The organism is Bacillus sp. N6, from assembly GCF_052805735.1.
The window spans coordinates 2,783,819-2,810,145 of sequence record NZ_CM127843.1; the positions used below are offsets into that span (position 1 = coordinate 2,783,819).

Here is a 26,327-nt window from a genome sequence, read left to right on the forward strand (position 1 = left end):
ACCCCCTCTATTTTTAAGGTAAGTAACGACGTGCACTAGCGTATTCTTCTATATATCCTGGTGTATTTAGCGGTATAATCTCTACCGACCTTTCAGCTCTTGGTGAGTGAATCATATTGCCATCACCAATATACATTGCAACGTGATGGACACTACCTTTCCCTTGATCATGTGCAAAGAAGATTAAATCTCCCTTTTGTAAGTTTTCTTTATCAACTGCAATTCCTGCTCTTGATTGCGGTCCAGAATCTCGCGGAATTGTAATGCCGTGCGATTTATAGATCGTATGCGTGAAGCCAGAGCAATCAAATCCAAAACCACTTGTACCAGCCCATATATACGGTAAACCTAAAAACATTTTCCCTGTGTTAATTAAATCATCAGCTGTCGGTTTTGGAATATCAGTTTGAGAACGGTAAACTGTTCCATCATTTTTTCGTAGCCATGCTTTCTGACCATTTGGCAACAATACACGGTATGAAATTGTGTCTTCACTTAATAGCGGCAGTCTTGTATTATAACTGACTTCAAGTGATTTATGTTTTTCAGAAGGATTTATATATAAAATCGCTGTTGGCTTTGTTATTAACACAAAAGGTTCATTTGTTTTATCTGCAAATTCTTGATTATATGTTAATTGCTTTTCAGGCATCCAGCCCGGATAACCTTCTTCATTTCGTGGTGTTGGCTGTCCATGCACTAATACCTTCACCCACTCGCCTTTCTTATCAATAACAGTTACTTCTTGACCGAGTAACGCTTGTGTTTCTAATTTATTTGCATTTGTTAACCATAGTTTCTCGTCAAGTGTCATTGATTTCGTCCATTTCCAAAGATCCACTGGATTTGTTGCACTCGGTGTATCGATTGACCTTAATGAATCAGGTGCTGTCCATAACGTTGCAGCAGATACATCTATAAATGCTTTATTATCCTTCTTTTCTTCAGCATTTGCCGATGTAAACGATGAAAATATAAATAAAGTTGTTAAAAATGCAGTTCCTACTTTTTTCATATATATCCCCCTTAAAAAAATAGTTTACTAGTCTCTTCTCCTAAGACTTACTATTCACTGTTGATTGAAGGTTTACCATTGATCCAGAATAAGTCATTCCTTCTGGCTCTTCCATTAACCAAAGCGGTGCATCAAGATCAAAATAATGTATATTAGGATGTGCTGCCGCTAAATGTGCAACAGCGCTAACGGAAAGTGAAGATTCCATCATGCTTCCCACCATACACTTCACACCAGCCGTTTCTGCGATATCTGCAATACGCCATGCTTCACGTATGCCACCACATTTCATTAATTTAATATTAATTAAGTCTGCGTATCTTCCTTGAACGAGCTTTAATGCATCACTTGCTGAAAATATACTTTCATCGGCCATAATTGGCGTTTGCACACGATCTTTGACGTACTTTAACCCATCCCAATCTTTCGCGTGTACTGGTTGTTCAATAAATTCTATATTTAAATTACGATTTTCCATCTCTTGAATAATAGAGATCGCTTCTTTTGGACTCCAACCTTGATTCGCATCTAAACGTAATGTCGTATTTCTTGGTACTACATTTCGAATTGCCTCAATACGTTCCAAATCTAAATGCGCCTCTTTACCCACTTTAATCTTTAATGTTTGAAATCCTTTTTCTATATGTTTCTTCGCTTCTTTTGCCATTAATACAGGCTCATCCACACTCACTGTAATATCGGTATAAATTTCTTTCTTCCCGCCTAACAATGCATATAACGGCACATTTTGATATTGGCAATATACATCATATAGAGCGATATCTACCGCTGCTTTCGCACTTGAATTTCCAATACAACTCATTTGAATGCGCTGTAGTAACTGCTGAAACTGAATGATATCTTGACCAATTAAACATGAACGCATCGGTCCTAAAATCGCATCTTCCATTCCACTGGTGAAATCACCCGTAATAACTGGCGTTGCGGCTGCAGCCCCCTTACCAATCACTCCTTCGTCTGTATGAATATAAACATCTATACTTTCAATTTCTGTTACAGTACGAAGCGCGGTTTTAAACGGTGTATGAAGTTTTACACGTCTACGATTTACTTTTACATCTGTAATTTTCATTTTGTTCATCCTTTCGTTCTCCAATGAAGTGAAATCTTAATCCACCGGAGATTTATACCCACGAATTATTAGGTAAACTCATTGGGCATTTACTCTTCTATCACTCTACTTTGTTTTCGTTTACTTTTGATGTAGAACGATAATGTGAAATAAAAAAATCCAGCCATAAGAATGATTCTTACGGCTGGATTTTGTCTATGATTGAGTAGACAAAGCAGCAATCTGATTATATTTTTTCTGTGCATCTTTTAGCGCTACAAGTAACGCTTTTTGAGAAGAGCCGAAATATCGGTTCTTTACTTCCATTACTAACGCCGGGTCATTTATATTTTTATGTAGAAATAAATATTTAACAAATTGAGATGTTAATGCAATTGTCGCTGAGCAGTCTGCATCTACAATTTCCCCTGTATCCTTAACAAGTACAAATGCTACGAAATAGCTTTTAAACTTTTCAGTAATGGGATTATTTTGAGGTGCTTTCGCATCCCCTACGATATAAATTGTATTTGAAGCGTACACAGCTATCTTCCTTTCTTATACGAGGATAACGGGTTTCTTAATAGTCGTATGAGCGAGGAACTCAACGTTGATTAAAAAATGTATCCGCTTACCTTGTATTATAATATAATTGACAGAATTTTAACAACATTTATTTTAGTGCATATTCCATATTTATGCAAATAGCTTAAACTCTTCATTTTTACAATATGTGATTGTTCCTTGTACCATGACATTCATACATAAAAAACTGCACCTCCAATTGTTAGACGGTGTCTAACAATTGGAGGTGCAGTTCAATGGCTAACTGTTTTTTTATTACTTTGGCATCACAAATATAGTTTCATTTGACTTAGAAAATTGATACTCTTTTCTCGCAAACTTCAAAATTTCTTCTTCATCGTCTGTTAAATTTTCTATGTTAGTCTTTAAAGAACCTTTATCTTTCTTTAAAGATACTAATTGTTTCTTTTGATCCGTAATCGTATCTTTCTTTTTATCAATTACTTCTTGTTGTTTCGTTAAAATATATTGAACGTACAGAGTAGTTGCCGCAATAAAAAGGACCATTAAAATAAGACGCCTTAACTTCTTTTTATTTATCTTACGCTTGTCACTAGGTTGTGATGATTGTTCTGGTATATTAGGAACATTTACTCGTTTGAGTTTCCTCATTCAAATCCCCCTAACCCATATTTTTCACTACCATCGGCACATTTTCTTACTAAACTAAATTCTATTCTTATAAAATAAACTCCTTCACAAAAATATCCCATAAATTTACCAATTAAAGATAGCATTCGACGACATTTCTACATTTACACCGTTTTTTTTTATACATGCTGCTATAAAATAGTAGTTTCTGTAATTCTTTTTCTACTATTGTAGAAGAATTTTTTCACACAAAAAATTCTTACCCCACATATCCATGTTATAACATGCTTACAAGGAGGGGAAATATGCATTACCGCACATTAGGTAAAACTGGAATAACTGTTTCTGAAATAGGTTTTGGGGCATGGGCAATCGGTGGTGATGAATGGGGACCTGTTAACGATAAACAATCTATAACTGCTATAAAAAAAGCAATTGAGTGTGGTGTGAATTTTATTGATACTGCGGATGTGTATGGTTTAGGACATAGTGAAAAGTTGGTGGCCACCGCGATTAAAGGACATCGTAATGATATTATCCTATCAACGAAAGGTGGTTTAATCGGACACCACTACGACCCTAATGGAGTTCCTGTATATGATACTCCCGAAAAAATCATCGCCGTATTTGAAACAAGTTTACAACGTCTTCAAACAGATTATATTGATCTTTATTTTTGTCATATTTGGTGGCATAATCGTAGAGAAACAGAAGCATTTCTACGTGCATTTGACATATTAAAACGTGATGGAAAAGTAAGGGCAGTCGGTGTTTCGACTCATGATTTACAATACATTCATCATTTCAATAACAACAACGAAATTGATATCGTACAACTTGATTACAATATATTAAATCGAAAACCTGAAAAAGATATTTTACCATTCTTACAAGAGGAAAATCTAGGAGCTATTATTCGTGGTCCATTAAAAATGGGCATTTTAACTGGAAAATTCACAAATAAAACAATTTTTCCAGATGGAGATTTACGCAAAGATTGGCCAAATGAAACTTGGTTTCAAGAAGACTTACAAACCGTAGAGAAACTTCGGTTGCTCTCAAATAAAAATCAGACCCTAGGGCAACTTGCACTTCGCTATGTACTCTCTCATCCGGCAGTAAGTGTTGTAATTCCTGGTGCCAAAACCGGAATGCAAGCACAAGAAAATGCAAATGCATCTGTTCGCCCTATTTTGAGTGATGAAGAGCTTAACTATATTCATTCAATATAAAAAGCCCAATTCGGGCTTTTTAATTTGGCAAACTAATATCATACTCCATTCGCTTCGCTGTGTCCTCCGCAACATGCATACCTAACAAGTTTTTCACAATATGAAATGCCATATTAATTCCAGCTGAAATTCCAGCAGATGTTATAATATGTCCTTCATCTACAAACTTTACCTTTTCTATAACTTCAACATTTTGAAACTCATTTTGAAACTTTTCAATACTAGCCCAATGTGTTGTTGCTTTTAAACCTTCCAGTAAACCTGCTTTCGCCAGTAATAGCGCTCCTGTACAAACTGAAGTCATCAGCGTTACTTCTTTCATTTGTTGGCGAATCCATTTTATTACTATTTCATTTTTTATTTCATATTCTCTAGCACCTAGCCCACCCGGAATTATTAAAATATCCACTGGTGGTAAATTTTCAATACTATAATCTGGCTGTACCTTCAATCCGTTCCTTGCTGTAATCATTTCCCCATTCTCGCTAACTGTATAAACAGTAAATGGTTTTTCTTCATTCACCTCAGTTACAGAAAAAACTTCAAATGGCCCTGCAAAGTCTAACACTTCTACTTCATTAAATAAAAATATACCAACACTCCATTTATTCATCATAAGTTCACTTCCTGTTTCAAATGATGTAATAGATGATCATATCCTTTTTCTAATGCAATATCATACGCTGTTTTCCCATCATTTTTCTTTATCATCTTATTAGCTCCATTTTTAAGGAGTAACATAATTATTTCTTCATTTCCTAATAATGCCGCTTCGTGAAGTCCTGTCCAGCCACCACTTTGCATAATATTTACATCTGATCCTTTTTCAATTAAGAAAGCAACAAGTTCACTTTGCTTGTTCGCAATTGCTGCTTGCAAAGGCGTATTTTCATTTTCGTTTTTCGCTCTACTATGTATATCTGCACCGCTTTCTAAAAGAAAACTCGCTATTTCTTTCTGTCCAAAATAAGCTGCTAAATGAAGTGGTGTCCATCCATCTTCACTACATTCGTTAACAATACTTGGACTCGCCTTTATAAACTCCACTACTTTTTCCTTATGACCACTTAAAACAGCTTGTGCTATTGATTGTAAATGCTCCATAATAATCTCCTATCCTTCAAAATATTTAAGCATCCCCTTCTACATGTTCTATTAATTATTACATTTTCCTTTTAAAAACTTAAGTTTACATAATAATATTATAAATCACTTTTGTACTAATGTTGAATAGCAATAATGTTAAAAATAATACCTTTAAACAATAAAGACTATGATTTCATTAGAGTTACTGAAAAAAGCAATTAAAAAAACTATACACATAGTTTTCATCATATTCGTTCAGTTGCATAAACTAAAACAGGTAATGTTTATTCTGCTATTCATGCTTTCAACATATGAAATAATATTATTCCAATAAAAAAACAATCCATTTTAAAAATGGATTGTTTTTTTATTTCTGTTTTATGCGGTTTTATTTTATTTTTGTATTTTCAATGACGAAATAATTACGTTTACAAAATTGAAACGCCACTATCTTTGTCCCTCTTATAGTGAGCTTTTCGTTTGAAAACAAAAAACTTATTTTCGCCTTACGATTGAAAAAACATATGTAAAAATCTCTAAAACAGCTGCCTTATCATACTAATCTATAGCAATTCTGTCTTCTTCCCTTACCTGTTTCCTTTAACACATACGATTTTAAAACAAGCGCCGTTAATGAATCTGTTAATGTTTTATATGATAAATTTGATAATGCCAATAGATCGTTTGTATATAACATTCTATGCTTCTCTAATAATAATAGTACTAATCGTTCAGACGGTTTTAATGCCTCATCACTTTCTAGTATAAAGTCTATATTTTTCATTTCCTAATTACTACTCCTTATATAAAAAAATACTTTATGTGCTAATTTAATATAAAAATAATACATAACAAAATTTGAAATATATTAAAATAACATTGTTTTAAAACACTATTATACTATAACATATAAAAAGCATTTCCCGAAATAGGAAATGCTTTTTATATTGGTTATATAATTCTTCAAAAACTACATTTAAAGACGGTTAGTCATTCTCTAAAAATGAATGACTAACCGTCTTCCAGCTTCTTCTCAATTAACATGTTTTACCTTAAATATTTCTTGCAATATGTGGCTTACTGTAATGACTTGTTCCACCGCCACCTACTACCACTTTACCGCCTTTTTCGAAAATTAATAATTTACTTGAACCATCTGCAAGAAGTACTATTACTTCAGCATTATTACTTGTTGCTACATAAATTACATAACCACTCTTTGATATACAAGTTTCCCAATTCGCATCAAATTCTGATCTTACTACACGATTTGAATACACTTGATTTTCAATTCTACCTTGTTCTTCGTTTTCCAAATTTATTCTCCCCTCTTCCCTGAATAGTTATATATATTAAAATAGCAGTCCTGTTTAAAATAGTGACTGATTTTAACATAAATAGTATATGTAGTTAGTAGGAGAATGCTTGGACAATGGAAACAAGACAGTCGATTTTGTATTGACTGCCTTGTTTCCATAGATAGTTCTCTATTTTTCGTTTCGCAGAGCTTCAAAAGTAATCATTTGATTTGCATTTGACGGTTCTTTTTCATAAACATATTCAGCAGAGCAAGTAATGTTAGAGAAACCTATACTTTCTAAAAGGAGTTTAAACTCTACTATTCCATACCAGCGCAGCGCAAAACGTTGTAACTCTGTTTGTACTAGATGTCCTTTACTCCACTTTTCATATTTCAAATATGATACAGTAACTTGGTTCAGCCAATCTATTTCAATTGATTTATTTTCTAATGTGATTCCGTCTCCGCTCGGCAAAGAAAAAGTCGATGTATGAATTTCCCCAGTCTTCCAGTCATGCGGAAGCATAATATCTACGATTAATCGTCCGCCTGGATTAAGATGTTCATAAAAACATTTCAATGCGTTTATAGAATCCACACGATTTTCAATTAAACAAAAAGATCCAGTAGGAATGATAATTGCCTCATATTTATGCGGAATTGAAAATTGTTGCAAGCTTCCTTCATACAAATTAGGATGTAAGCCTCTCTCTTTACACCGCTTACGGCAAGAATCAAGCATTTCAGGTGAATAATCTATCCCATCCACTTTAAAACCGGCCTCTAGAAGCGGAATGATGACACGCCCTGAACCTACTGCAGCTTCGAGAATTCTACCTCTACAATCTTTTAAACGTTCTTTGTAATACTCAATATCACCATTTAAAGAATAACCGACTGGTTTTGTGTAATCATACAGTTCCGTACAAAGTGTACTATAAAAACTAAACATTTATTTTCTCCTCCGTTTTTACGTACGGAAGATTCCAATTCAACTAATCTTCTCGTACCTCTAATTTTAATGAGATTTCGAAAGAGCTGACTGTCATATTATATCACTCACTTTCCATAGAATATAATGATATTGTATTACATAACCTTCCAATTTGGAATATAAAATTAAAAATTCAGACTATAAAACAAAAAGCTTACTTTAGTAAGCTCTTTTGAAAAAATATTTATTTCACAATCGGCAATGTCACTTCACTTAATTTCACTGTAAGTTTCGTGCCCGCTTTCGGTCTAATTGTATAATCATAGTCGCTAGCAATTAAAACGACCCCTATTTGATGTCCAGCTTTAAAGACATAATCATCTGGCTGCATGTCCCATGTAAAAGTATAATCTTTGCCCGGTTGAATCGCTGTTGAATCTTCTATATTATTTAAGTTTTGTGGATCCATCCAGCCCCTCGTTACGATTTCCGGCTTCGCTCCTCCATAGTCAACAAGTAATGCTGTTAAATTTGATACAGATCGATCAATATTTCCTGTAATTGAAATCTTTGGTGTACCACTTATGCGTGTATCTTTTTGAAGTACAGGCATTGTATATACTAATCGATTGGCTACTTCTAATTCTGGGTTTGCTACTAATTGATTTGATTTCATTTGTGCATCATCTAAGAATGAGAAAACTTTATTAGCCGATCCCATACTTAGTGGAAAATTGACTGATTTATTACTTAAATACATACGGATTTTTGAAGGTACAGCCGCTGGATCTGGCCAATTTTTTATCTTTTGCCACGATTTATTTTCTCTTTGCACATCAACCATTGGTTCATCCATAATTCCATTTTCAATTCCGTACAACCAATAATCTAACCATTTATTTTGTGTTTGCTGCCAGTTATTACTTGATGTCCCACCATGACCACCTTGGTGTAGCCACATTTTACGAGGAACATTATTTTCTCCGAGTGCATCCCACCATTGCGCGAACTGCTTCGTCTTAACATTCCAATCATTTAAACCATGAACAACAAATACGCTTGCTTTTACATTTTTAGCATCTTTTACATAATTGCGTTTATCCCAAAAATCATTATAATTACCTGTTTTTCGGTCTTGTCCAGCCGTTAACTCTTTTATAACTTGTCCGCAAACTTCAGGATTTTCCCTTGTCAGTACTGCTTCTGCCATATTATCTGTATCTTCTCCTTGATATCCGCCTGGCGCAATTACTGCACCATTTGCACGATAATAATCATACCAACTACTAATTGCTGCGATTGGAATAATTGTTTTTAAACCTTCAACTCCAGTAGTCGCAACAGCATTTGGTAGTGTACCATTATAAGAAACTCCAGTCATACCTACATTTCCTGTAGACCAATTTGCCTGAACTTCCTCACCCTGTTCTGTAAATGCTTTCGCGCGACCGTTTACCCAATCAATAACAGACTTTGTACCGAGTATTTCTTGTTCATCTCCAGTTGTAGGGCATCCATCTGATTTTCCAGTACCGATACTTTCGCCTAGAATAACTGCATAACCTCTTGGCACGTAATAGTTCCCATACGAACCAAGATTAACCGCTCCATACGGTTTTCCTTCATACGCATACAATTCTTCATCTACATTATATACAGGAACATCTTTTAATCCAGATCGATATGGACTCATTTCATAAATAACAGGAACCTTCACATTCGGATCTGTCTTTGGACGCATAACTTTTATCGATACTCTGTCTTTCTTACCGTCGCGATCACTATCAACTTCTGTCTCTACATATAAATTTTCGATAATGGCTTCATCGAGTGAATAAATCGGTTTTGTCATCCCATTTTCTAATTCAATTTTCGTATTTTTAGTCAATTCCTTCTTCTCTGCATGCACATCCATAGTAAAGCTAGGTATAATTGTTGCAGATAGCATTGCTGACAGTGTAATTGCCATTTTCTTTTTACTCAAAATGTTCCCTCCCCTTATTCGTTCTCTTTTACTATATAACAAAATAACTGAAAATTCAGTTTTATTTTTATATAATAGTTGAGAAACTCAAAGATTTCTTATTAAGTAAAATTCAATACAGGTGTGAAAGTATTTTCCCACTCCCAGCTTCTATATAAAGTGAGCCCTCACCAATCGGGCGTTTACGGACAGCGGGGCCCCACCTAACTTCTTTGCTTCCGCTGAATTTTGAGTTTTGGGGTCTTACTGCCCGGCAAATAGCCGGAAAAATAGAGAAAAAGACAACCGATATTTCTATTGATTGTCTTACATTCCATTTATTATTTTTCTAACTCTTTAAAGGTATCTTTCAAGTCTTTATCAGATACTTTTATATCTGCATTTTTAAGCAGATCTCTAGTAACTTGTTGATGGAATTGAGGATCTTGTATACGTTGCTGTTCTAATTCTTTACGAATATTCTCTTTCTCTTCCTCATACGGTTTAAGCTCTTTTTTATCCGTTAACTTAATAATATGATATCCGAAAGAAGATTTAACAGGTTCACTCAATTGACCAACTTCTAACTTATATGCAGCATCCTCAAATTCTTTCACCATCATACCTGGTCCAAATTCAGATAGTTCTCCACCTTTTTCTTTAGAACCTGGATCCTCTGAATATTGTTTAGCCAATGCCGCGAAATCTTCGCCACTATTTAATTTTTCTTTAATTTCTTTTGCTGTCTTTTCATCTTTCACTAAAATATGGCTAACTTGAAGCTTTGGCTTATAGTGATCTTTAATATCTTTTTCCGTTACGGTTGCTTTAATAGCTTTTTCAAAAGCGAAAGTAAGCTTTAATTTCTCTTTCAACTGATCTTCATTTTTCACACCATTAGATTCCATATATGTATTAAAATTATCGCCCATCTTGTCTTTTAATTCTTTCAGTTGTTTCGTTACCTCTTCATCCGTAACTTTATATTTATCATTTAATACTTTCTCTACTACCATTTCAGATAAATTCTGTTTACCATAGTTTTCTTTTAATTTTTTGTTAAAATCACTTTCTGAAATGCTTCCTGATTTTGTAGTTACAATATTATCTGATGAACCACATGCAGATAAAGATAACGTCATCCCCATTAAAATGCTACCAATTACTAATTTCTTTCTTTTCAAATCCGAATACCTCACTTCATTAAATTCAAATGTAACTATGTAAATATAACGTTTCCCTGTGAACTTCACGTGAATTTAATGAAAGTAGAACATTTGCTAATTCTCCATTTAATACATCAATTTTGAAAATTATGGTGATTCATCCTGTATCGCTAACCTCTAAAGCTGCAAAAAGGACTAAATTTTCATTTGTCCTTTTTCACATTTATATAAAATTGAATTTCTCCATTTATAGAGGAAACTCCATATTCAAAACCATGTCTTTCTAAAATACTTTTCACTATCGCTAGTCCTAATCCTGTACCTGATTTTTCTTTACTACGAGAAGATTCTAGTACGTAAAAAGGCTCCCAAATTTTCTCGATATCTTTAATTTTATCCGTATGAATGCCATTTTTTATTTGAAAATATATACTTTTATTTCTATCTTCTAAAGTAATTATTATGCTTTGATTTGCTGTATATTTTATTGCATTAGAAATTAAATTTTGAAATACCATTCTCATTTTATTTAAATCTGCATAAACGATTGTATCAACCGTATTACAGTTTACTTGTAAGTCAATTACTTTCGAATCCAGGTCAATCTGATGCTTATCTAATATACTCTGAACCAGTGGTTCAATGGGGAATTCTTCTTTTTGTAAAATATCTCTTTCTAGTTTAGAAAATCGTAATAGTTCTTCAATTAAGTTTGATATTTGATCTGTTTGTTTAATAATTGTATCTACATAAGTCCCATCATCTAATCCATCTTTAATCCCCATAGAGTATGCTTTTACTAATGCGATCGGTGTCTTTAATTCATGCGTTACATCACCCATAAATCGTTTTAAATGTTCATTACGATCAGTTAAGTCTTGATGTGCTTCATGTAGTTTTTCACTCATGATATTAATACTATTGGCCAACTCTCCTATTTCATCATTCGTTTTCACTTTCGTTCTTTTAAACTGCAAATGTGAAATATCCTGAGCCACATCACTTAGCTCCTTCAGTGGCGTCGTTATTATTTTTGAAAGTATCCACACAAGTAAAATAATAAGAAGGAGCGAGAAGCATACGATGTATAAGTAAAATGTATTTAACGTATTTATAATTTCATTTGAATTCGCAATGGAAGTCCCAATTAAAATTATCGTATCATCTTTCGCAATATATTTAGCAAAAAAACTCGCTTTTACCTTTCCTTGATCATACAGTTTATTCGATTGCCCTTCCGTCTTCACTTTCATAACTTCGTCTTTCGTAATCCAAAGCTTATTTAAAGTTACTTTCTTTTTCGTAAGTTGCATGCGTAACGCTTCGTTCATAGCATCTTCTGACTGATTAATTGGCGTATACGCAATTGTAACGTTATTTTCACTTTCAATTGTATGAATAACATCCTCTATATTTTCCACTGTTGTATTTTGTATCTGTGTTGTAAATTTATTTAAGTTTTCACGTGTTTTATAAATATTATAGTTCGGTAAGAGATTGTTAATGAATAATAATGAAATCATAAAGATGAGAATAACAGTTGCAGAAATACTTAAAAATAACTTTTTCCCAAGTTTATTCACTTTGTTCCTCCAAACTATAGCCCAGCCCGCGATGCGTCTTAATAATATTTTCTCCAATTTTTTTACGCAGCCTTCTTACATGTGTATCAACCGTTCTCTCTTCTCCAAAATAGTCAAATCCCCATACAATATCTAGCAATTTTTTACGAGTTAAAATCGTTCCTTTATGATTTAAAAAGCATTTTATTAATTCGAGCTCTGTTTTTGTAATTTCTAACTCTATATCATTTTTATATACTTTATTTTTGGCGAAATTTATTTTTACATCTTGTACTTGAATAATATCATCATGCTGAATAAGTTTTTTCGCTCGCGTAATTAGTACTCCTGGATGAAATGGTTTTTTCACGTACTCATCTGCCCCGCTTTGAAGTGCTGCTAATTCATCTTCACTTTCACTTTTCGCCGTAAGCATTAATACTTTTACGCTTGAATTCTTTTTTATTTCCTGACAGACAGTAATACCACTATGTTTTGGCATCATCCAATCCAAAATAGCTAAATCAATTTTTTCATCATAAAATATTTGAAGTGCTTCCTCTCCGTCTTTTGCTAATAAAACTTCGAAGCCTTCTTTTTCAAAATAAGCTTTTAAAATTCTTAACATATCTTGTTCGTCATCTGCAATTAAAACTTTCATATTTTTTCCTCCATTGCTTTTAAACAAAAACCAATTGTATCATACAACATCTTTGTTACATGAATGTGACAGAAAAATATTTAAAGCTTTTGAGGGGATAGTAATGGTGAGGTGTTGTATTATGATAAAAAAAATCGGGGTCATTTCTCTTCTTTTATTTCTATTATCAACAAATGCATTAGCAAATACAAATCAACAAATTGAAGTGTTTGATTGTCAAAAAGAAATGGTCATTCAAAAACAATCTTTAGATCCAATAGTCCAAAAAGAAGCAGTTCAATACGCTAAAGCAATTACTGGTCCATTTAAAAACTTAAATGTCGTTCCAAAAGATGGCTATATGATAAAAATCCCATTATCTAAGCCGGTTTCTATTACTAATCAATGGTTACACACTACAATAGACGAAGTACTTATACTGCTCCCACTAAATGAAAAGCCTTATATTATGCTTTATGATGATGAAAATAATCCGCATTTTTATTATGTAAAAGGTAAACCAGGATTATTATTGAAAAAACTGAAGGTTAAAACGTAATTGACTGAAAAGGAGTCACCTTATAAGCTAAATTTTAAAAGCTAAGGTGCTCTTTTTTATAATAACAATTCAGTAAATGAAATTATAAAAGTTGGTTTTTAATATAAGGATCGCAACTTCATATATCAGCGATTTTTAAGATATATCGATTTACCAACAAAAACCCTGTTCGTAGCTATTCTTTGGATAGCACTCTCTATAATAGTTTGTAGTGACTCGATCCCTTATATACTCCCCCTTTTACAAATCCATTTGCAGTATAAAACACATCCCCTTGCTTTGTGTCAGCATATAATACAATCACTTCAAAATACTTTTCCGCATGACATAATAGCTGGTTTAATAATAAGTTCCCTACCCCTATACGCCGAGAATCCTTTGAAATATAAAATCTCCTTAGCCGCCCAATTTTATTGTCTTTTGTGTACGGATCCGCATTTAAACCTCCAACTCCAATTAACATATCACCTTGGAAAACACCATATAAACATTCTCCAGTTTTATTGAATACATTTATTTTGTTTTTATATTCATTTATTAGCCTTATAAGGAAATTAAAACCTTCTTCTTCACTGTCTTGAACGAGATGACTGAATTCATATTCCATTAAATTTTCTATTTGTTGAATATGTATATCTTTCAAGTCCATTCCCCCTAAGTATGAAAATACATAAAAACGCTCGAGAATCATTTATTCTGAGCATTTTTATGGTTGTTAACTTATTTAATTCATAGCGTGCGTATTCTTCACTTCAGATAATATTCCCTTCAACCCCATTAAATCATCTATTACTATATCAGCCTGAGCAAGTTCATCTTCTTGCGCAAAATCAAAACTGCACCCAATTGCCAGTAAACCGTTGTCTTTCGCTGCATTTATATCAGATAGCCGGTCACCAACTACGGCTGCCTCTTTTATATCATATTTGTTCATAATACTTTTAACTAAGTCACCTTTATTTAGCGATTGTATTTGTTCAATACTAAACGTTTCAGTCACCCACTTGTCTAAAGCATAATAAGTTACGATTGCTCGTAAATATTCTTTCAAACCATTACTAGCAATGTAAATGGAACAATTATTTTCTTTTATATATGTAAATATTTCTTTTACATTTGGATATAAAGCGCCTTTTCCGCTTTTTATGTTTTCAATAAGTCTATCTAAAAAATATGCATCTGTTTGTTCTCTTACTTCAATAGAATGGTCCGGTAATAAAGCTTCCCAAACTTTCGGTAACGGCACACCCATAATTTCTCTATATTTATCAATTGGAGTTACTGTATCCCATAATTGTAGTGATCTTAAGTGATCAAAAGTATCATCTAACGATAATTCTAAAATTTTATCTGTTTGAAATAACGTTCCGTCCATATCAAAAATTAATGCTTGTAACATCTCATTCTCTCCTTTTGAACTATAGTACAGTTTTACTCTTTATATTTTTAAGCATCTCAATAATAATTTCTGAGCAATAATTCGCAGCAGTTTGCGCGAAGTCATCATAAGAAATTTGAGCTTCATCATCTGCGCTGTCAGAAATACATCTTATAATGAGAAACGGTATATCATTTATATAGGCAACATGTCCAATTGCTGCCCCTTCCATTTCTGTACAATGAGGTGCGTATTCGTCTATTAATTTCGCCTTTAACTTTGAATCTTCAACAAAACATTCACCGCTGACAATTCTTCCTTCATGAACTGCAATCTGTAAACTACTACTAATACAAGCTTTACGTGCTAACTCTACCAATTCCTTACTTGCAATAAATTCCTCTTGGAACGGAAATAAGTTTTTCATTTGAGTTTTACTTACATCATGATGAGTAACATTCGTTGAAATAACTATATCGCCGACTTTTACATCTGAATGTAATCCGCCAGCAACGCCCGTATTAATGATAGAGTCTACATCAAATTTATGAATTAATGTTTGCACGCATGCAGCTGCATTTACTTTCCCTACACCAGAACGTGTAATAATTACTTCTATTCCCATGAATTCTCCGATATAAAAAGGCATTCCCGCTATTGTCTGTTCCTCTTGTATAACTAGTTTTTCTAAAAGTAAATCTATTTCAATTTGCATTGCTCCAATAATGCCGATTCTGTTCATGTATGTAGTCTCCTCTTTATTTATAAGTCGGCCAATATATTATGTAATACACCATAATTTTCAGCTATCCAATTCATTTCATCTGCAAAGCGTGAAGGTGGTACACTATGCTGATCCATATTGGCATGGATCCACCAAGTACTCTCCATGTACCAAAGCATTTGAATTGCCTGAACAATATTCCCTACTGGAAAGTCTACTTCATTGCGGTACCCTTCTAAAAATGATGCAACAAGACTCTTATTTAATACTCCGTCACTTAATGCGCACGATATAACTACACGGCCAATATCTAACTCTACATAATCGTAATCCATGCGATCAAAATCAAGAATCGCTGATACTTTATCATTATGAAACAAGAAATTATCTACCCATAAATCACGGTGCACCCATCCCCGTTGGCTATTATGAAATTGTTCTGTATTTACCAATTGTGTTGCTTCTTGCTGTAATTTTATATAAGGGAGAATGTGCTCTTTTCCTAGCTTCTCTACTTCTCTCATTTTTTCTTCCCAATGTTTCAATCTCGCCTCTTTAGTAGGTGGAACAAATTTAGGATTTTCTCCTTTTATTAAAGAGCCATCATTTAACAAGTTATGCATATAACCTAACGTCTGACCAAGAGAGTGAATTTCCTTTTGATTCACTTTTCCTGGTGAAACTAAGCTACCTTCCTTATGTTCTAATACTATAAATCTTTCATCACTTTTTGATATATGCATTACATTATTTTTATAAATTAATACCCTTGGACAACTTACACCATTATTATGTAATCTTTGCTGTTGTTGTAATGCTTGTATTAAAAGGTCTGAGTTATACATTTTGTACCGTTCTTGATTATATTGCTTTAATACAAAATCCCCTGCATCCGTTTCGAGTTTCCACTTCAAATTTAGCCAACCACGATGAATAGGTATTGCATTTCGAATTTTAAATTCAAATAAAGTTTCACATTCTACTTTCAGCTCTTGAAAAATCATTGTAGCTTTTTCATTAGATAACGGCTCTATCATCTTACTTGTCCTTTCTTAGCTTGGCATTCCTTTCACTCTCTCTAACATAACCGACAATAAAAATTTCGGAAGTACAAGTTGCCTCTTCAATCTTTTCGGCTGTGAGAGTAACCTATACAGCCATTCAGTTCCAGTATCCCTCATCATTTTCGGTGCTCTTTTTACAGTACCAGATATTATATCAATCATGCCTCCGATACCAATAGATAGCGGAACGTTTAATGTTTGTATGTTTTCATAGATGAACTCTTCTTGTTTTGGTGAACCTAGTCCTACGAGTAGTAAATGCGGCTTGAATTGCTTAATTTTTATTTTTATTTTTTCTATTTCTTCACCATTTACAAATCCATGCTGTCCTTTAAACTGTGCTCCTGGGAACTGCTCATTTAATTTTTCTAATGCCTTTTTATTACTTTCTGGAGCGGCTCCAAAAAGAAAGACACGATATTCATTGTCGTTACAATATTTTATTAAATCGTAAGTTAAATCCGCCCCAGTAACACGTTCTTTCAAAGTTCCTTTTAATATTTTCGAGCCAATTATGACACCAATCCCGTCCGCTGTTATTAAATCCGCAGATAGTAACATCTTTTTAAACTGCTTTGATTTTTCCGTATTTTCCTTTGCAGACATAACAATTTCAGGATTTGCAGTTACTACAAACCTTGGTTTCTCTTGTTGTTCATGTATCCAACCTTTTAATAAACTTATAGCTTTTGCATATTCTAAAGTTGAAAAAGGTATACCTTTTATAAACTGTTGATCCACTATACTCTCCCCTTACATAAGCTGCAAATATTCATCAATGTCTTTAGAAATTTGAATAAAAGCCTTATTCCAAAATTCATAATTTCTTATATCTATTTCAAAATATTTTTTCATAAGCTCCTCTACTGGAGCCTTTCCTGTTTCTCTTAAAAACTCTTTATATTTCGGATGAAAAGTACTTTTACTTTCTTGAGCTATTTCTAATAAACTAAAACTTACTAAATATCCAAATGTGTATGGATAATTGTAAAAAGGAACATCTGCTATATAAAATTGAATATATTTCATCCATACAAACGGCTGGTATTCACTTAAAGAATTTCCATATGCTTCTTTTTGTGCCATTATAGATAATTTCTCAATTTCATCACCACTTAATGGACCCTCTTTACATTTTTCATAAAATGTTTTTTCAAACTGATACGATGCTCGTATTGCCATTACATAATTAAAACTATTTCTTATTTTCCAGCTAAGCAATGCCTTTTTCATATCTTTACTATCAGTTGTTTCAATTAGATAATTTAAGAGTACCGTTTCAAAGAAAATAGATGCTGATTCAGCCGTACTCATCGGCAAATAATCATCTAAAAAAGATGTAGATTGTTCAAAACTCATATTATAAAAATGCCAAGCATGTCCTAATTCATGAGCGAGCACTCTTACACTATCTATACTCCCATCATAACGCATGGAGATTCTCGATTCTTTCTCACTGAAAAATGGAGCACAAAACCCACCTGGTGGTTTATTCTCTCCCGGTTCAGCATCTACCCATCCACTTTCTATCGCATTACGTGCAAATTCTGCTAATTCTTCGTCAATATTCTTACATGCATCATAAACGTTTTGTACTGCGACTGAAAAAGGAATAGTAACCTCATTACTTTCCTTTACTGTCATAAGTTCATGCCATGTAATCGAAGCTTTCCCTTTCTTATACACGTTTAAAGCACTTACTAATTTATCAAGGTTTTCTTCTGTCACATTCCACATTTGTAATAATACAGTTTCTGAAATGCCATTCGCATGAAAAGATTGTGTTAAAATCTCTCTATCTTCTATTTCATTACTCTTTATATTACGTAATCTCCCTATTTGATTTAATACAGTAGCAAAGATTTCTTTTTCCTTATGTAAAGTACTTGTAAGTAACTCGAATACTTCTAATCTTTCCTTTTCATTATCACTATTCATTGCAATGTTATTTGCTTGTCCAAATGATAATTGTTTGTTATTGTGCGCTATTTCTATCCTATCCCGTAATTGTATGTACATATTTTCCCACGCATTAAGTTCATCTTTTATTAACTTAGTATTATCTGAAGTTTCCACTTCATTATGTTTTATTACTTGCTGTACTTCACTTTTTAGTTCCTTCACTTTCACAGTCAATTTAGTAAGGTCAGATGAAACACTTTCTTCAACCGATTGACAGTACAAATAGTATTCTGCTTTTTCAATAGCTTGTATAAGCTTTGAAAGAATCTCTACATCTTTTGTTACAAAATATTGCTCTTTCAACTCCAAAATCGGAAATAGAATATCCTCATTCAAATACAATCGATTTAAATCCCATCTAGCAATTTCTTGCATTTTTATAGCCGCCTCCTATTTTTACAAATAGTTACAGATATTTCTCCCTACACAATTATATATGAAATGAAAAAATTTCGATATCATTAAATATTCAGATTCCTATAAATGCATTCTTATTTATACTCTTTTCTTCTACCATTAAGTATCATTCCACATATAAAAAATACTCCCTCTACAAGATTGCATTTGATATAGGAAAACTTCAAAGATTTTATCTTCATCAATACCATATCGACCGATTTTCACAGATTAAAAAATAAAAAAGGATTGATCAAAAGATCAATCCTTTACTCTACTTCATTTAAGAAAAATAACGTTATAACGCCAGGACCTGTATGTGCTCCGATTGCTGCACCAATTGTATTTACGATAAATACTTCACAGCCAAATCTTTCCGTAATTAATGCTTTTAATGCTTCAGCTGTTTCTAAATCGTCACCGTGAGTCATACCGATTGTTTGACCTTTAAGGTCTTTACCACGCTCTTCCATAATATCAACAATACGGCTTAATACTTTCTTTTTCCCTCGTACCTTTTCAAGTGGTACAAGTTTTCCTTCTTCCACGTTTAAGATCGGCTTAATGTTTAGTAAACCACCGATAAAACCAGCTACTTTACTTAAACGTCCACCTCTAACAAGGTACTGTAAGTCAGCTACAGTGAAGATGTGCTCCATATGGTTCATTAGAAAAGCGACACGGTTTAAAATCTCTTCTTTTGATGCGCCGTCTTTTGCCATTTTAGCAGCTTCTAAAACGACAAGACCTTGACCAAGCGAAGCACATTTCGTATCAATAATTTCTAAATCTAAATCTGCATATGTTTCTTTTACTTCCTCTTTAATGACAACTGATGATTGATATGTACCAGATAGTTCAGATGAAAAAGCTAAATATATACAAGGATTACCTTCTTTTGCATAAGAAACAAATTTTTCTTGGAAAGTTTCAAGTGAAGGCAATGACGTTCTATAAACAGCGCCTTCTCTCATTTTTTGCAATAATGTAACTGACTCTAATGTTACTCCATCTAAATACTCTGTTTCTGCTTCATCATATACACGGAGTGGAATTAAATCAATATCATATGCTTGCAGCAATTCTACTGGTAAATCCGCCGCACTATCCGTAATGATTTTAACACCCATTTTTAAACCTCTATTCTGTTATAAATATAAAATAATAAAATAAAAATAGTACTTTTAAATTATATACGTAAAACTTAAATGAAGAAAGGAAAACACTTTATATTGTATGCACTATTCTTCAAAACTTGAACTATTAATGAAAATGATTCTATTTTAAACACCTTTTTCTTATTATTTTTCTAAAACACGAATAATTTTATAAGTATTTTGTATCATTATATTTTAATTCTTTATCTTAATATAATCTTTTCAAATTCATACTTTTTAAAATTTAAAAGCCAAATCCAATAAAAGAAATGGCTTTTAAATTTTCATAAAATAACCAAACTTCATTTTCCATCACATTGCTCTCATTATTATTTTGGCGATGTTAAATATTAGTCCAGTTATGATTAATATTTATAGCCTGTACTATACTTAAAACAGTAAATATTCACCTGTAAGAATCACTAGATAAAAAGCAAGTTAAACATTTTATAAAATATTTAATTTTACTAGTAAAGCTAATAAAATTTGGAGAAGAATTTGAACATTTACTGCTATATCTGTATCTGTTGTCGTAACTGTAACATTTCTAGAGTTTCTAATAACAGTTTCTTGTTTATTAATTTGTTTAATAGATGATTTTTGAAACAATTCTTGTGCTACACGGTCAGCTTTTTCACTATCTGCTATAGAAATACTTATTATAACCACGATAGCTGCTTGTAATGCTGCTTGAATAGATAAAGCGGCTTTTGTATCTGTAGTCGTAACTTCTACATCTGCTGAATCTACAATTGTAATAGATTCTTCAGAAATTTGGTAAGTTTTACTTTCTTGCGCAGCTACTTCTGAAACGCTAGCATTTTTAAAAGACGGATGAGGATTTGAGGAATCTAATGCACTCCACTTTTTATTTTCATCTGAATGACATTTTTTGTCCATACGTTCACCCCCTTTCAATCTAAATAATTATTAACTTGTGATTGTATTTCAGAAACAATACTTTTAATTTGCTGCTTTTTTTCTGGTGATAAATTTTTTAATTTTTCTTCATTTATCCCATGCCTATTAAAAATATCTGAGAGTAAAAGGTCTATAATTATATTCTTTTGATCCTTATCAAACTTAAAGGAAGAAAATTTATTTAAATCATCCATTTACAATGTTCACTCCTATCAGTTTTCTATAAAAATTTCAAATAACTACCAGCATTATATGCATTTAAATAAAAATTGCTTGGACAAGTAACTTAATCTTCTATTTTCACTTTTTTACTAATAAAATCAAAAAGCTGTCTTCTAATACGAAGACAGCCCTCCTTTACTTCACATATATAAGTTTTATTCACTGTTAAATAATAAGTTCACCTTTGTTATTGTGTAATTTTCCACACTTAATTTCCCAGCAATCTTGAATATTAATTCAGTCATAATGAGAAGTCCAAGCTTGTACCACATATTACAACAAAAAAATATTTACTTAGAGTGAACCCTTATAGCTAAATATAAATGGGATAGACACTTTATAAAATGTTTAGTTTAACTAGTAACGCTAATAAAATTTGAAGGAGAATTTGAATATTCACTGCAATATCTGTATCAGTAGTTGTTACGGTTACGTTTCTGGAATTTTTAATAAATGTTTTTTGTCTATTAATTTGTTTAATAGATGATTTTTGAAACAATTCTTGTGTTATTTTATCTGCCTTTTCACTATCTGCTATAGAAATACTTACTACAACTACGATAGCTGCTTGTAATGCCGCTTGGATAGATAGCGCAGCTTTTGTATCTGTAGTAGTAACTTGTACATCTGCTGAATCAACTATTTCAATATATTCCTCAGAAACTTGATCGATTTCACCTGCTTGGATAGCTTCCTCTAACAAATTTGCATTTTTACTAAATGAATAAGAATTTACTGATTCGGAATCCTGATTTATTGGCTCAGAAACCTGTTTTTTTGGTTCAGAACCCCGATTTAATGGATCACGTTTTTTCTTTCTTCTACAAACTTCACAATCACACATAAAATCACCCCTTTTAGTCTTAAAAATTAGCAATATTAAAATATTGACTAACTAATAGCATTTTATGTATTTTTTAAAAATTTGTTTGGACAAGTAACCTAATCTTCTACTTCTTTTTCTAATAAAAGAAAGCTGCCTTCTAATAAGAAGACAACCTTCTTTGTGACTACTCTAGAATAGATTTCATACAATATAATTGTTCCTTTCTTATAACCTGAGTTCGTCACTTTAGTTATAAAAATGTGGGTATATCCTATAACCTTTTCCAGGAATCATCCATAATTTATATCAGAAAAAGTGCTTTGTTTTACTGAAAGGTGGTTACGGAAACAACCGCCTTTTTATTTGTAACAAAATAAAATTTTTATACAAAAGACACATAATTAAATACACTTAACTTCATATGATATATTGCATCCTTTCTTTTTAAAGTGGATAGTCGTTACAGAAGAGCACTTTCCGAAGTGCTCTTATATTTATGTCCCTTTTCCTTTTTCAAGAGGATTTTTCTCACTCAGGCTGGTGATTACCACATTTCCTTAATAGTTCCAATTAATACAGTAACTACCAATTCAAATAAGCCTATAAACTCTATACGCATAAACTAATTTTCATTTTGACTATGTAACACTAAATTCACAAGATTATTATCCTCCGTTTGGTGAAGCCATTATTTCAATACCAGCAAACCCACACCTTCAACTAATAAATTTAACAAATGTGCTATATCAAGGTTCTTTTGATATAGCATCTTATGTTCTATATAATGAAGATAGCGCTAGTATTCCGAAGGAGGATGTCTATGAGTATTCAAATGGCTACATCTAGTGATTTAGAATGGATTAATAATCAATATGAATCAATAGGATTTGTACGGAGTGATTTAAAACGAGATAAAGTTGTAATCATTACATACAACAACGAGTATGCAGGTGTGGGACGATTAGTCCAAATAGATGAAGATACTATAGAAATGGGTGGAATTTTTATTCTTCCTCAATTTCGAGGGCTACAATTAGCTGGGGAACTTGTATCATTTTTAGTAGAAACTGCGAAAAAATTACAAATAAAAAATGTATATTGTCTTCCTTTTAAGGAATTAGAAAACTTTTATAAGAAATATGGCTTTACTGAAGTTGATGCTACAAAAGAAGTTATTCATCCAATTATTCTAAAAAAATATAACTGGTGTTTGGATACTTATGATAAACATGTTTTACTATTTAAGTTGTGAGTTTCTAAATTAGGATTTAACACCTTGTATTTCACCACATGTAAAAAAATATTTATCACGTTTCACCTAGTTAATTAACGTATTGTTAATTACTACATTAGCAGTATTTCACTTCTAATACATGTTAGCTAGCTTGTTTGCAGACTTGCTAGCACTTTTTGTGTTTCTCTATTACAAACTCTTAAAAAAATTCAACTGATTGATAGAGATATAATCATTTATGTAATTCGCACACGAACTTCCTGTTCTTGTAATAATTGGACGTTCAGTTCCAATATAATATTTTGCATTAACTGGTAGATCTTATCATGATGTTCACTTTGGTCTGATGTAAATTCAATACACTGAAATATATAGCCTTCTACATGTAAGCTTCCTTTTTCGATTATAGATGGATTATTTCCTTTCTTTATTATTTTTGGCAATAAAAATTCTTTGTTTGTTACAATAATTTCCTGTGATACTTCTTTTATTTCTATAACTGTTTCTTTAAAAACAATCTTTTCTATTAAACTAATTTCACCTTTATACCTCCCTATTTCTATTGGTAATTTCGCAGTTATATAATTATTTACATCTGCTTCAACTTCCTTCTCTAATATTATACCGTGGATAGGGATCCATGAAGATGAGCCTACCCAACTCTCTTCAATATTCCCTTTTGCTTTTTGATTAGAAAGTTCTAAAAGTACCCTCTTTTCATGCAGGTTTGAAGAAACTAAATTACAATCAATTTCTCCATGATAATATTCCATTGTAGTTAGTAACGTAGAATCCAGCTCACGTCCTCTTGCATCTTCTTCATTACGAAATACATATACTTCTTGATTTTTCACATTCATATTAGGGGATTTTTTAAAACTAGTAACATCTGAAATAATAGAAAATGGGGTTTTCACTTCTATTGAACGTTCTGAATTTGCTATTTTTGATTCAGAATCTATACTTTTGCCCTCTAATCCACTCGTTTTATGTTCTTTTCCTAGGACAATTTTTTTCTCAGATTCATTTGCTTTTTCTTCTTTTTGGGGCTCTGGTTCTTTATTTTCCTTTTCTGCTTGTATTGCTTTTTCTTCTTTTTTTGACTTTGGTTCTTTACTTTCTTTCTCTGCTTGTATTGCTTTTTCTTCTTTTTGGGGCTCTGGTTCTTTATTTTCCTTTTCTGCTTGTATTGCTTTTTCTTCTTTTTTTGACTTTGGTTCTTTACTTTCTTTCTCTGCTTTTATTGCTTTTTCTTCTTTTTTTGACTCTGGTTCTTTATTTTCCTTTTCTGCTTGTATTGCTTTTTCTTCTTTTTTTGACTTTGGTTCTTTACTTTCTTTCACTGCTTTTATTGCTTTTTCTTCTTTTTTTGACTCTGGTTCTTTATTTTCCTTTTCTGCTTGTATTGCCTTTACCTTACGTTCTGGTCCTTTACCTTCTTTCTCTACTTGTATTGCTTTCTCTTTTTTCTCTGAATCTGTTTGTTTACTTTTCTTATTTTCTCTTATTTCATGAGATTGCTCTAGAGCAATCAGTATTTCCCCTTTGTAAACTTTGTTCCATATTTTCTTACCAACCCATGGATTTTTCATCACCATCCCCCCCACTAATGAAACTCATAAAAATATATTTTTGTACACGACCATTTCATTATTATATGTTTTATAAAACTAAAAAAAACATTGTCTTTTTATCAAAGACAATGCTTTTTTAGTTTTACACTTGTACTTGTTGCACTTGTAAAACTTTCACAGTAAGATCCAGTACAATTTTCTCACGAAGAGTCTCAAATGATTCGTTTAATTCTGTTGGACAAGGAGAAAAGTCTAATTCAAAAAATTGAGCGCTAACTAATTCGCAATATGGTTGTTCGTTATAAAAAACAGTATTTTCAAAGAAGTATTTGTCTAAACGTGGTAAGTCACCGTTATTAGGATTAATAAAGTGAGATGTAGTATCTGAGGAAGAAGCTACTATTGCTAGTGATAGAAAATCTGTTTCTGTTAAATCAGCAAAACCAGAAAATGGAACATTTGCGATACGATCAAATAGTACTGAATTACATCCACTACCTGCATATTCAATGTTTTTACGAATATATCCTTGTACAAATAATTTTGCTCTTGTAACTCGGCGGTAATTTGTACCTGGTACTGGAGTGAATGCTACTGGAACTAACTTACACTGTGTTAAAAATACGTTTTTTAACACACGTTTAATTTCGGATGCTGCAGGTGCTAATGGAACATCTGATTCTACAACAATTTGAATTGTTCTTTCGGCTAATACCACTGGAATTTTTACAATCGGTGCTCCTGGTGTAAGAATTGGTGCTGCTGCCTCATCACTTAATGGTGTTTGGGTTTGTCCTACTACCTGACATGGTACATTAATTGGACATTGTTCACTCATAATATATAATCTCCTTTATAAAAAAAAATTAGAGTTTTTCAACTCTCTATACTGTATATGTACTTTTTCTATTAATGCGTGGGTTTGTATCATAGTCACTTTTATCATTTGCAAAATAAGAGATTTATTTCCACTTGATAGTTAAAAACACATAAATTATTAAAAGGAGCCTATACTGATATCTACCTATATAAAATAGAATTTCTCGACTTTTTTTCTGTTAGAGCTAATAGGTGTTCCAAAATTAATTTTTCAAGAGTCTTTTATTCCATCTAACAAAGGATAATATTTAATAAGAACCATTTACCGACTTTTTAATATCCACA

At 32.3% G+C, this 26,327-nt stretch carries 29 protein-coding genes; 3 read left to right on the forward strand and 26 right to left on the reverse strand.

What is annotated here, in order from left to right; genetic code table 11:
• Positions 1–13: 13 nt before the first annotated feature.
• The 4 genes from ACUXVC_RS14310 to ACUXVC_RS14325 form a co-directional block, all read right to left on the reverse strand.
• Positions 14–1,015 carry a C40 family peptidase gene (locus ACUXVC_RS14310; protein ID WP_000755423.1) on the reverse strand — a complete coding sequence of 334 codons (1,002 nt, stop codon included), beginning with the start codon at positions 1,013–1,015 and terminating at the stop codon, positions 14–16.
• Positions 1,016–1,055: 40 nt separating this feature from the next.
• Entirely contained in the window at positions 1,056–2,117 is a 1,062-nt protein-coding gene (locus ACUXVC_RS14315; RefSeq protein WP_446025719.1) for a dipeptide epimerase, read from the reverse strand.
• Positions 2,118–2,303: 186 nt separating this feature from the next.
• On the reverse strand, positions 2,304–2,630 hold the full coding sequence (locus ACUXVC_RS14320; RefSeq protein WP_000271314.1) for a DUF3870 domain-containing protein: 327 nt from the start codon (positions 2,628–2,630) through the stop codon (positions 2,304–2,306).
• A gap of 297 nt (positions 2,631–2,927) precedes the next feature.
• Positions 2,928–3,284 carry an FtsB family cell division protein gene (locus ACUXVC_RS14325; protein ID WP_001228739.1) on the reverse strand — a complete coding sequence of 119 codons (357 nt, stop codon included), beginning with the start codon at positions 3,282–3,284 and terminating at the stop codon, positions 2,928–2,930.
• A gap of 284 nt (positions 3,285–3,568) precedes the next feature.
• Here ACUXVC_RS14325 and ACUXVC_RS14330 point away from each other — a divergent pair, with 284 nt between their 5' ends.
• Positions 3,569–4,495, forward strand: a complete 927-nt coding sequence (locus ACUXVC_RS14330; protein ID WP_095690711.1) for an aldo/keto reductase — start codon at positions 3,569–3,571, stop codon at positions 4,493–4,495.
• A 19-nt stretch (positions 4,496–4,514) separates the two neighbouring features.
• Here the strand turns inward: ACUXVC_RS14330 and ACUXVC_RS14335 are convergent, their stop codons facing one another.
• From ACUXVC_RS14335 to ACUXVC_RS14375, 9 genes are all read right to left on the reverse strand, one after another.
• Positions 4,515–5,111, reverse strand: coding sequence for a DJ-1/PfpI family protein (locus tag ACUXVC_RS14335; RefSeq protein ID WP_446025720.1), 597 nt, complete (start codon positions 5,109–5,111; stop codon positions 4,515–4,517).
• Complete coding sequence (locus ACUXVC_RS14340; RefSeq protein WP_065484052.1) at positions 5,108–5,599, reverse strand: ankyrin repeat domain-containing protein; 492 nt, start codon at positions 5,597–5,599, stop codon at positions 5,108–5,110. Before ACUXVC_RS14340 ends, ACUXVC_RS14335 begins: the two co-directional genes overlap by 4 nt.
• 535 nt (positions 5,600–6,134) lie before the next feature.
• Positions 6,135–6,365 (reverse strand): hypothetical protein, encoded by a 231-nt coding sequence (locus ACUXVC_RS14345; protein ID WP_000789031.1) that lies wholly within the window; start codon positions 6,363–6,365, stop codon positions 6,135–6,137.
• Positions 6,366–6,633: 268 nt separating this feature from the next.
• Positions 6,634–6,897 carry a hypothetical protein gene (locus ACUXVC_RS14350; RefSeq protein WP_069355771.1) on the reverse strand — a complete coding sequence of 88 codons (264 nt, stop codon included), beginning with the start codon at positions 6,895–6,897 and terminating at the stop codon, positions 6,634–6,636.
• Between the two features lie 171 nt (positions 6,898–7,068).
• A complete protein-coding gene (locus ACUXVC_RS14355; RefSeq protein ID WP_168410540.1) occupies positions 7,069–7,833 on the reverse strand; it encodes a methyltransferase domain-containing protein in 765 nt (254 codons plus the stop codon).
• 226 nt (positions 7,834–8,059) lie between these two features.
• Positions 8,060–9,799, reverse strand: a complete 1,740-nt coding sequence (locus tag ACUXVC_RS14360) for a Xaa-Pro dipeptidyl-peptidase (RefSeq protein ID WP_446025721.1) — start codon at positions 9,797–9,799, stop codon at positions 8,060–8,062.
• A gap of 320 nt (positions 9,800–10,119) precedes the next feature.
• Complete coding sequence (locus tag ACUXVC_RS14365) at positions 10,120–10,962, reverse strand: peptidylprolyl isomerase PrsA (protein WP_001987511.1); 843 nt, start codon at positions 10,960–10,962, stop codon at positions 10,120–10,122.
• A gap of 185 nt (positions 10,963–11,147) precedes the next feature.
• Positions 11,148–12,527 carry a sensor histidine kinase gene (locus tag ACUXVC_RS14370; RefSeq protein WP_144465269.1) on the reverse strand — a complete coding sequence of 460 codons (1,380 nt, stop codon included), beginning with the start codon at positions 12,525–12,527 and terminating at the stop codon, positions 11,148–11,150.
• Positions 12,520–13,167, reverse strand: a complete 648-nt coding sequence (locus tag ACUXVC_RS14375) for a response regulator transcription factor (RefSeq protein WP_000865979.1) — start codon at positions 13,165–13,167, stop codon at positions 12,520–12,522. The genes ACUXVC_RS14370 and ACUXVC_RS14375 overlap by 8 nt, the downstream gene beginning before the upstream one ends.
• A 121-nt stretch (positions 13,168–13,288) precedes the next feature.
• Between ACUXVC_RS14375 and ACUXVC_RS14380 the strand changes: the two genes are divergently transcribed.
• Entirely contained in the window at positions 13,289–13,705 is a 417-nt protein-coding gene (locus tag ACUXVC_RS14380) for a hypothetical protein (protein ID WP_144465271.1), read from the forward strand.
• A 196-nt stretch (positions 13,706–13,901) separates the two neighbouring features.
• On the opposite strand, the gene ACUXVC_RS14385 is transcribed toward ACUXVC_RS14380, so the two are convergent.
• The 11 genes from ACUXVC_RS14385 to ACUXVC_RS14435 form a co-directional block, all read right to left on the reverse strand.
• Positions 13,902–14,396 carry a GNAT family N-acetyltransferase gene (locus ACUXVC_RS14385; protein WP_144465272.1) on the reverse strand — a complete coding sequence of 165 codons (495 nt, stop codon included), beginning with the start codon at positions 14,394–14,396 and terminating at the stop codon, positions 13,902–13,904.
• A gap of 33 nt (positions 14,397–14,429) precedes the next feature.
• Complete coding sequence (locus ACUXVC_RS14390; protein WP_144465273.1) at positions 14,430–15,104, reverse strand: HAD hydrolase-like protein; 675 nt, start codon at positions 15,102–15,104, stop codon at positions 14,430–14,432.
• Between the two features lie 19 nt (positions 15,105–15,123).
• On the reverse strand, positions 15,124–15,825 hold the full coding sequence (locus tag ACUXVC_RS14395; RefSeq protein ID WP_089171255.1) for a 5'-methylthioadenosine/adenosylhomocysteine nucleosidase: 702 nt from the start codon (positions 15,823–15,825) through the stop codon (positions 15,124–15,126).
• Between the two features lie 20 nt (positions 15,826–15,845).
• Positions 15,846–16,844: a phosphotransferase gene (locus tag ACUXVC_RS14400; protein ID WP_144465274.1), complete on the reverse strand. Its 999-nt coding sequence runs from the start codon at positions 16,842–16,844 to the stop codon at positions 15,846–15,848.
• A 15-nt stretch (positions 16,845–16,859) separates the two neighbouring features.
• Positions 16,860–17,612, reverse strand: coding sequence for a WecB/TagA/CpsF family glycosyltransferase (locus ACUXVC_RS14405; RefSeq protein ID WP_144465275.1), 753 nt, complete (start codon positions 17,610–17,612; stop codon positions 16,860–16,862).
• A gap of 12 nt (positions 17,613–17,624) precedes the next feature.
• Positions 17,625–19,208 (reverse strand): M3 family metallopeptidase, encoded by a 1,584-nt coding sequence (locus tag ACUXVC_RS14410; protein ID WP_144465276.1) that lies wholly within the window; start codon positions 19,206–19,208, stop codon positions 17,625–17,627.
• A 290-nt stretch (positions 19,209–19,498) separates the two neighbouring features.
• The gene (locus tag ACUXVC_RS14415) at positions 19,499–20,359 is read right to left on the reverse strand and encodes a DegV family protein (RefSeq protein WP_089171258.1); all 861 of its coding nucleotides are present in this window, start codon (positions 20,357–20,359) and stop codon (positions 19,499–19,501) included.
• Between the two features lie 474 nt (positions 20,360–20,833).
• Positions 20,834–21,286 carry a spore coat protein gene (locus ACUXVC_RS14420; RefSeq protein WP_089171259.1) on the reverse strand — a complete coding sequence of 151 codons (453 nt, stop codon included), beginning with the start codon at positions 21,284–21,286 and terminating at the stop codon, positions 20,834–20,836.
• A gap of 14 nt (positions 21,287–21,300) precedes the next feature.
• A complete protein-coding gene (locus tag ACUXVC_RS14425; protein WP_000342253.1) occupies positions 21,301–21,501 on the reverse strand; it encodes a spore coat protein W in 201 nt (66 codons plus the stop codon).
• 365 nt (positions 21,502–21,866) lie between these two features.
• Entirely contained in the window at positions 21,867–22,373 is a 507-nt protein-coding gene (locus tag ACUXVC_RS14430) for a spore coat protein (protein ID WP_087953400.1), read from the reverse strand.
• Between the two features lie 98 nt (positions 22,374–22,471).
• Positions 22,472–22,600, reverse strand: a complete 129-nt coding sequence (locus tag ACUXVC_RS14435; protein WP_000185066.1) for a hypothetical protein — start codon at positions 22,598–22,600, stop codon at positions 22,472–22,474.
• Between the two features lie 575 nt (positions 22,601–23,175).
• Here ACUXVC_RS14435 and ACUXVC_RS14440 point away from each other — a divergent pair.
• A complete protein-coding gene (locus ACUXVC_RS14440; RefSeq protein ID WP_144465277.1) occupies positions 23,176–23,607 on the forward strand; it encodes a GNAT family N-acetyltransferase in 432 nt (143 codons plus the stop codon).
• Positions 23,608–23,825: 218 nt separating this feature from the next.
• On the opposite strand, the gene ACUXVC_RS14445 is transcribed toward ACUXVC_RS14440, so the two are convergent.
• Together ACUXVC_RS14445 and ACUXVC_RS14450 are read right to left on the reverse strand one after the other, a co-directional pair.
• Complete coding sequence (locus ACUXVC_RS14445) at positions 23,826–25,181, reverse strand: BC_2427 family protein (protein WP_446025722.1); 1,356 nt, start codon at positions 25,179–25,181, stop codon at positions 23,826–23,828.
• Positions 25,182–25,305: 124 nt separating this feature from the next.
• Positions 25,306–26,001, reverse strand: coding sequence for a CsxC family protein (locus ACUXVC_RS14450; protein WP_087953397.1), 696 nt, complete (start codon positions 25,999–26,001; stop codon positions 25,306–25,308).
• Between the last annotated feature and the right edge of the window lie 326 nt (positions 26,002–26,327).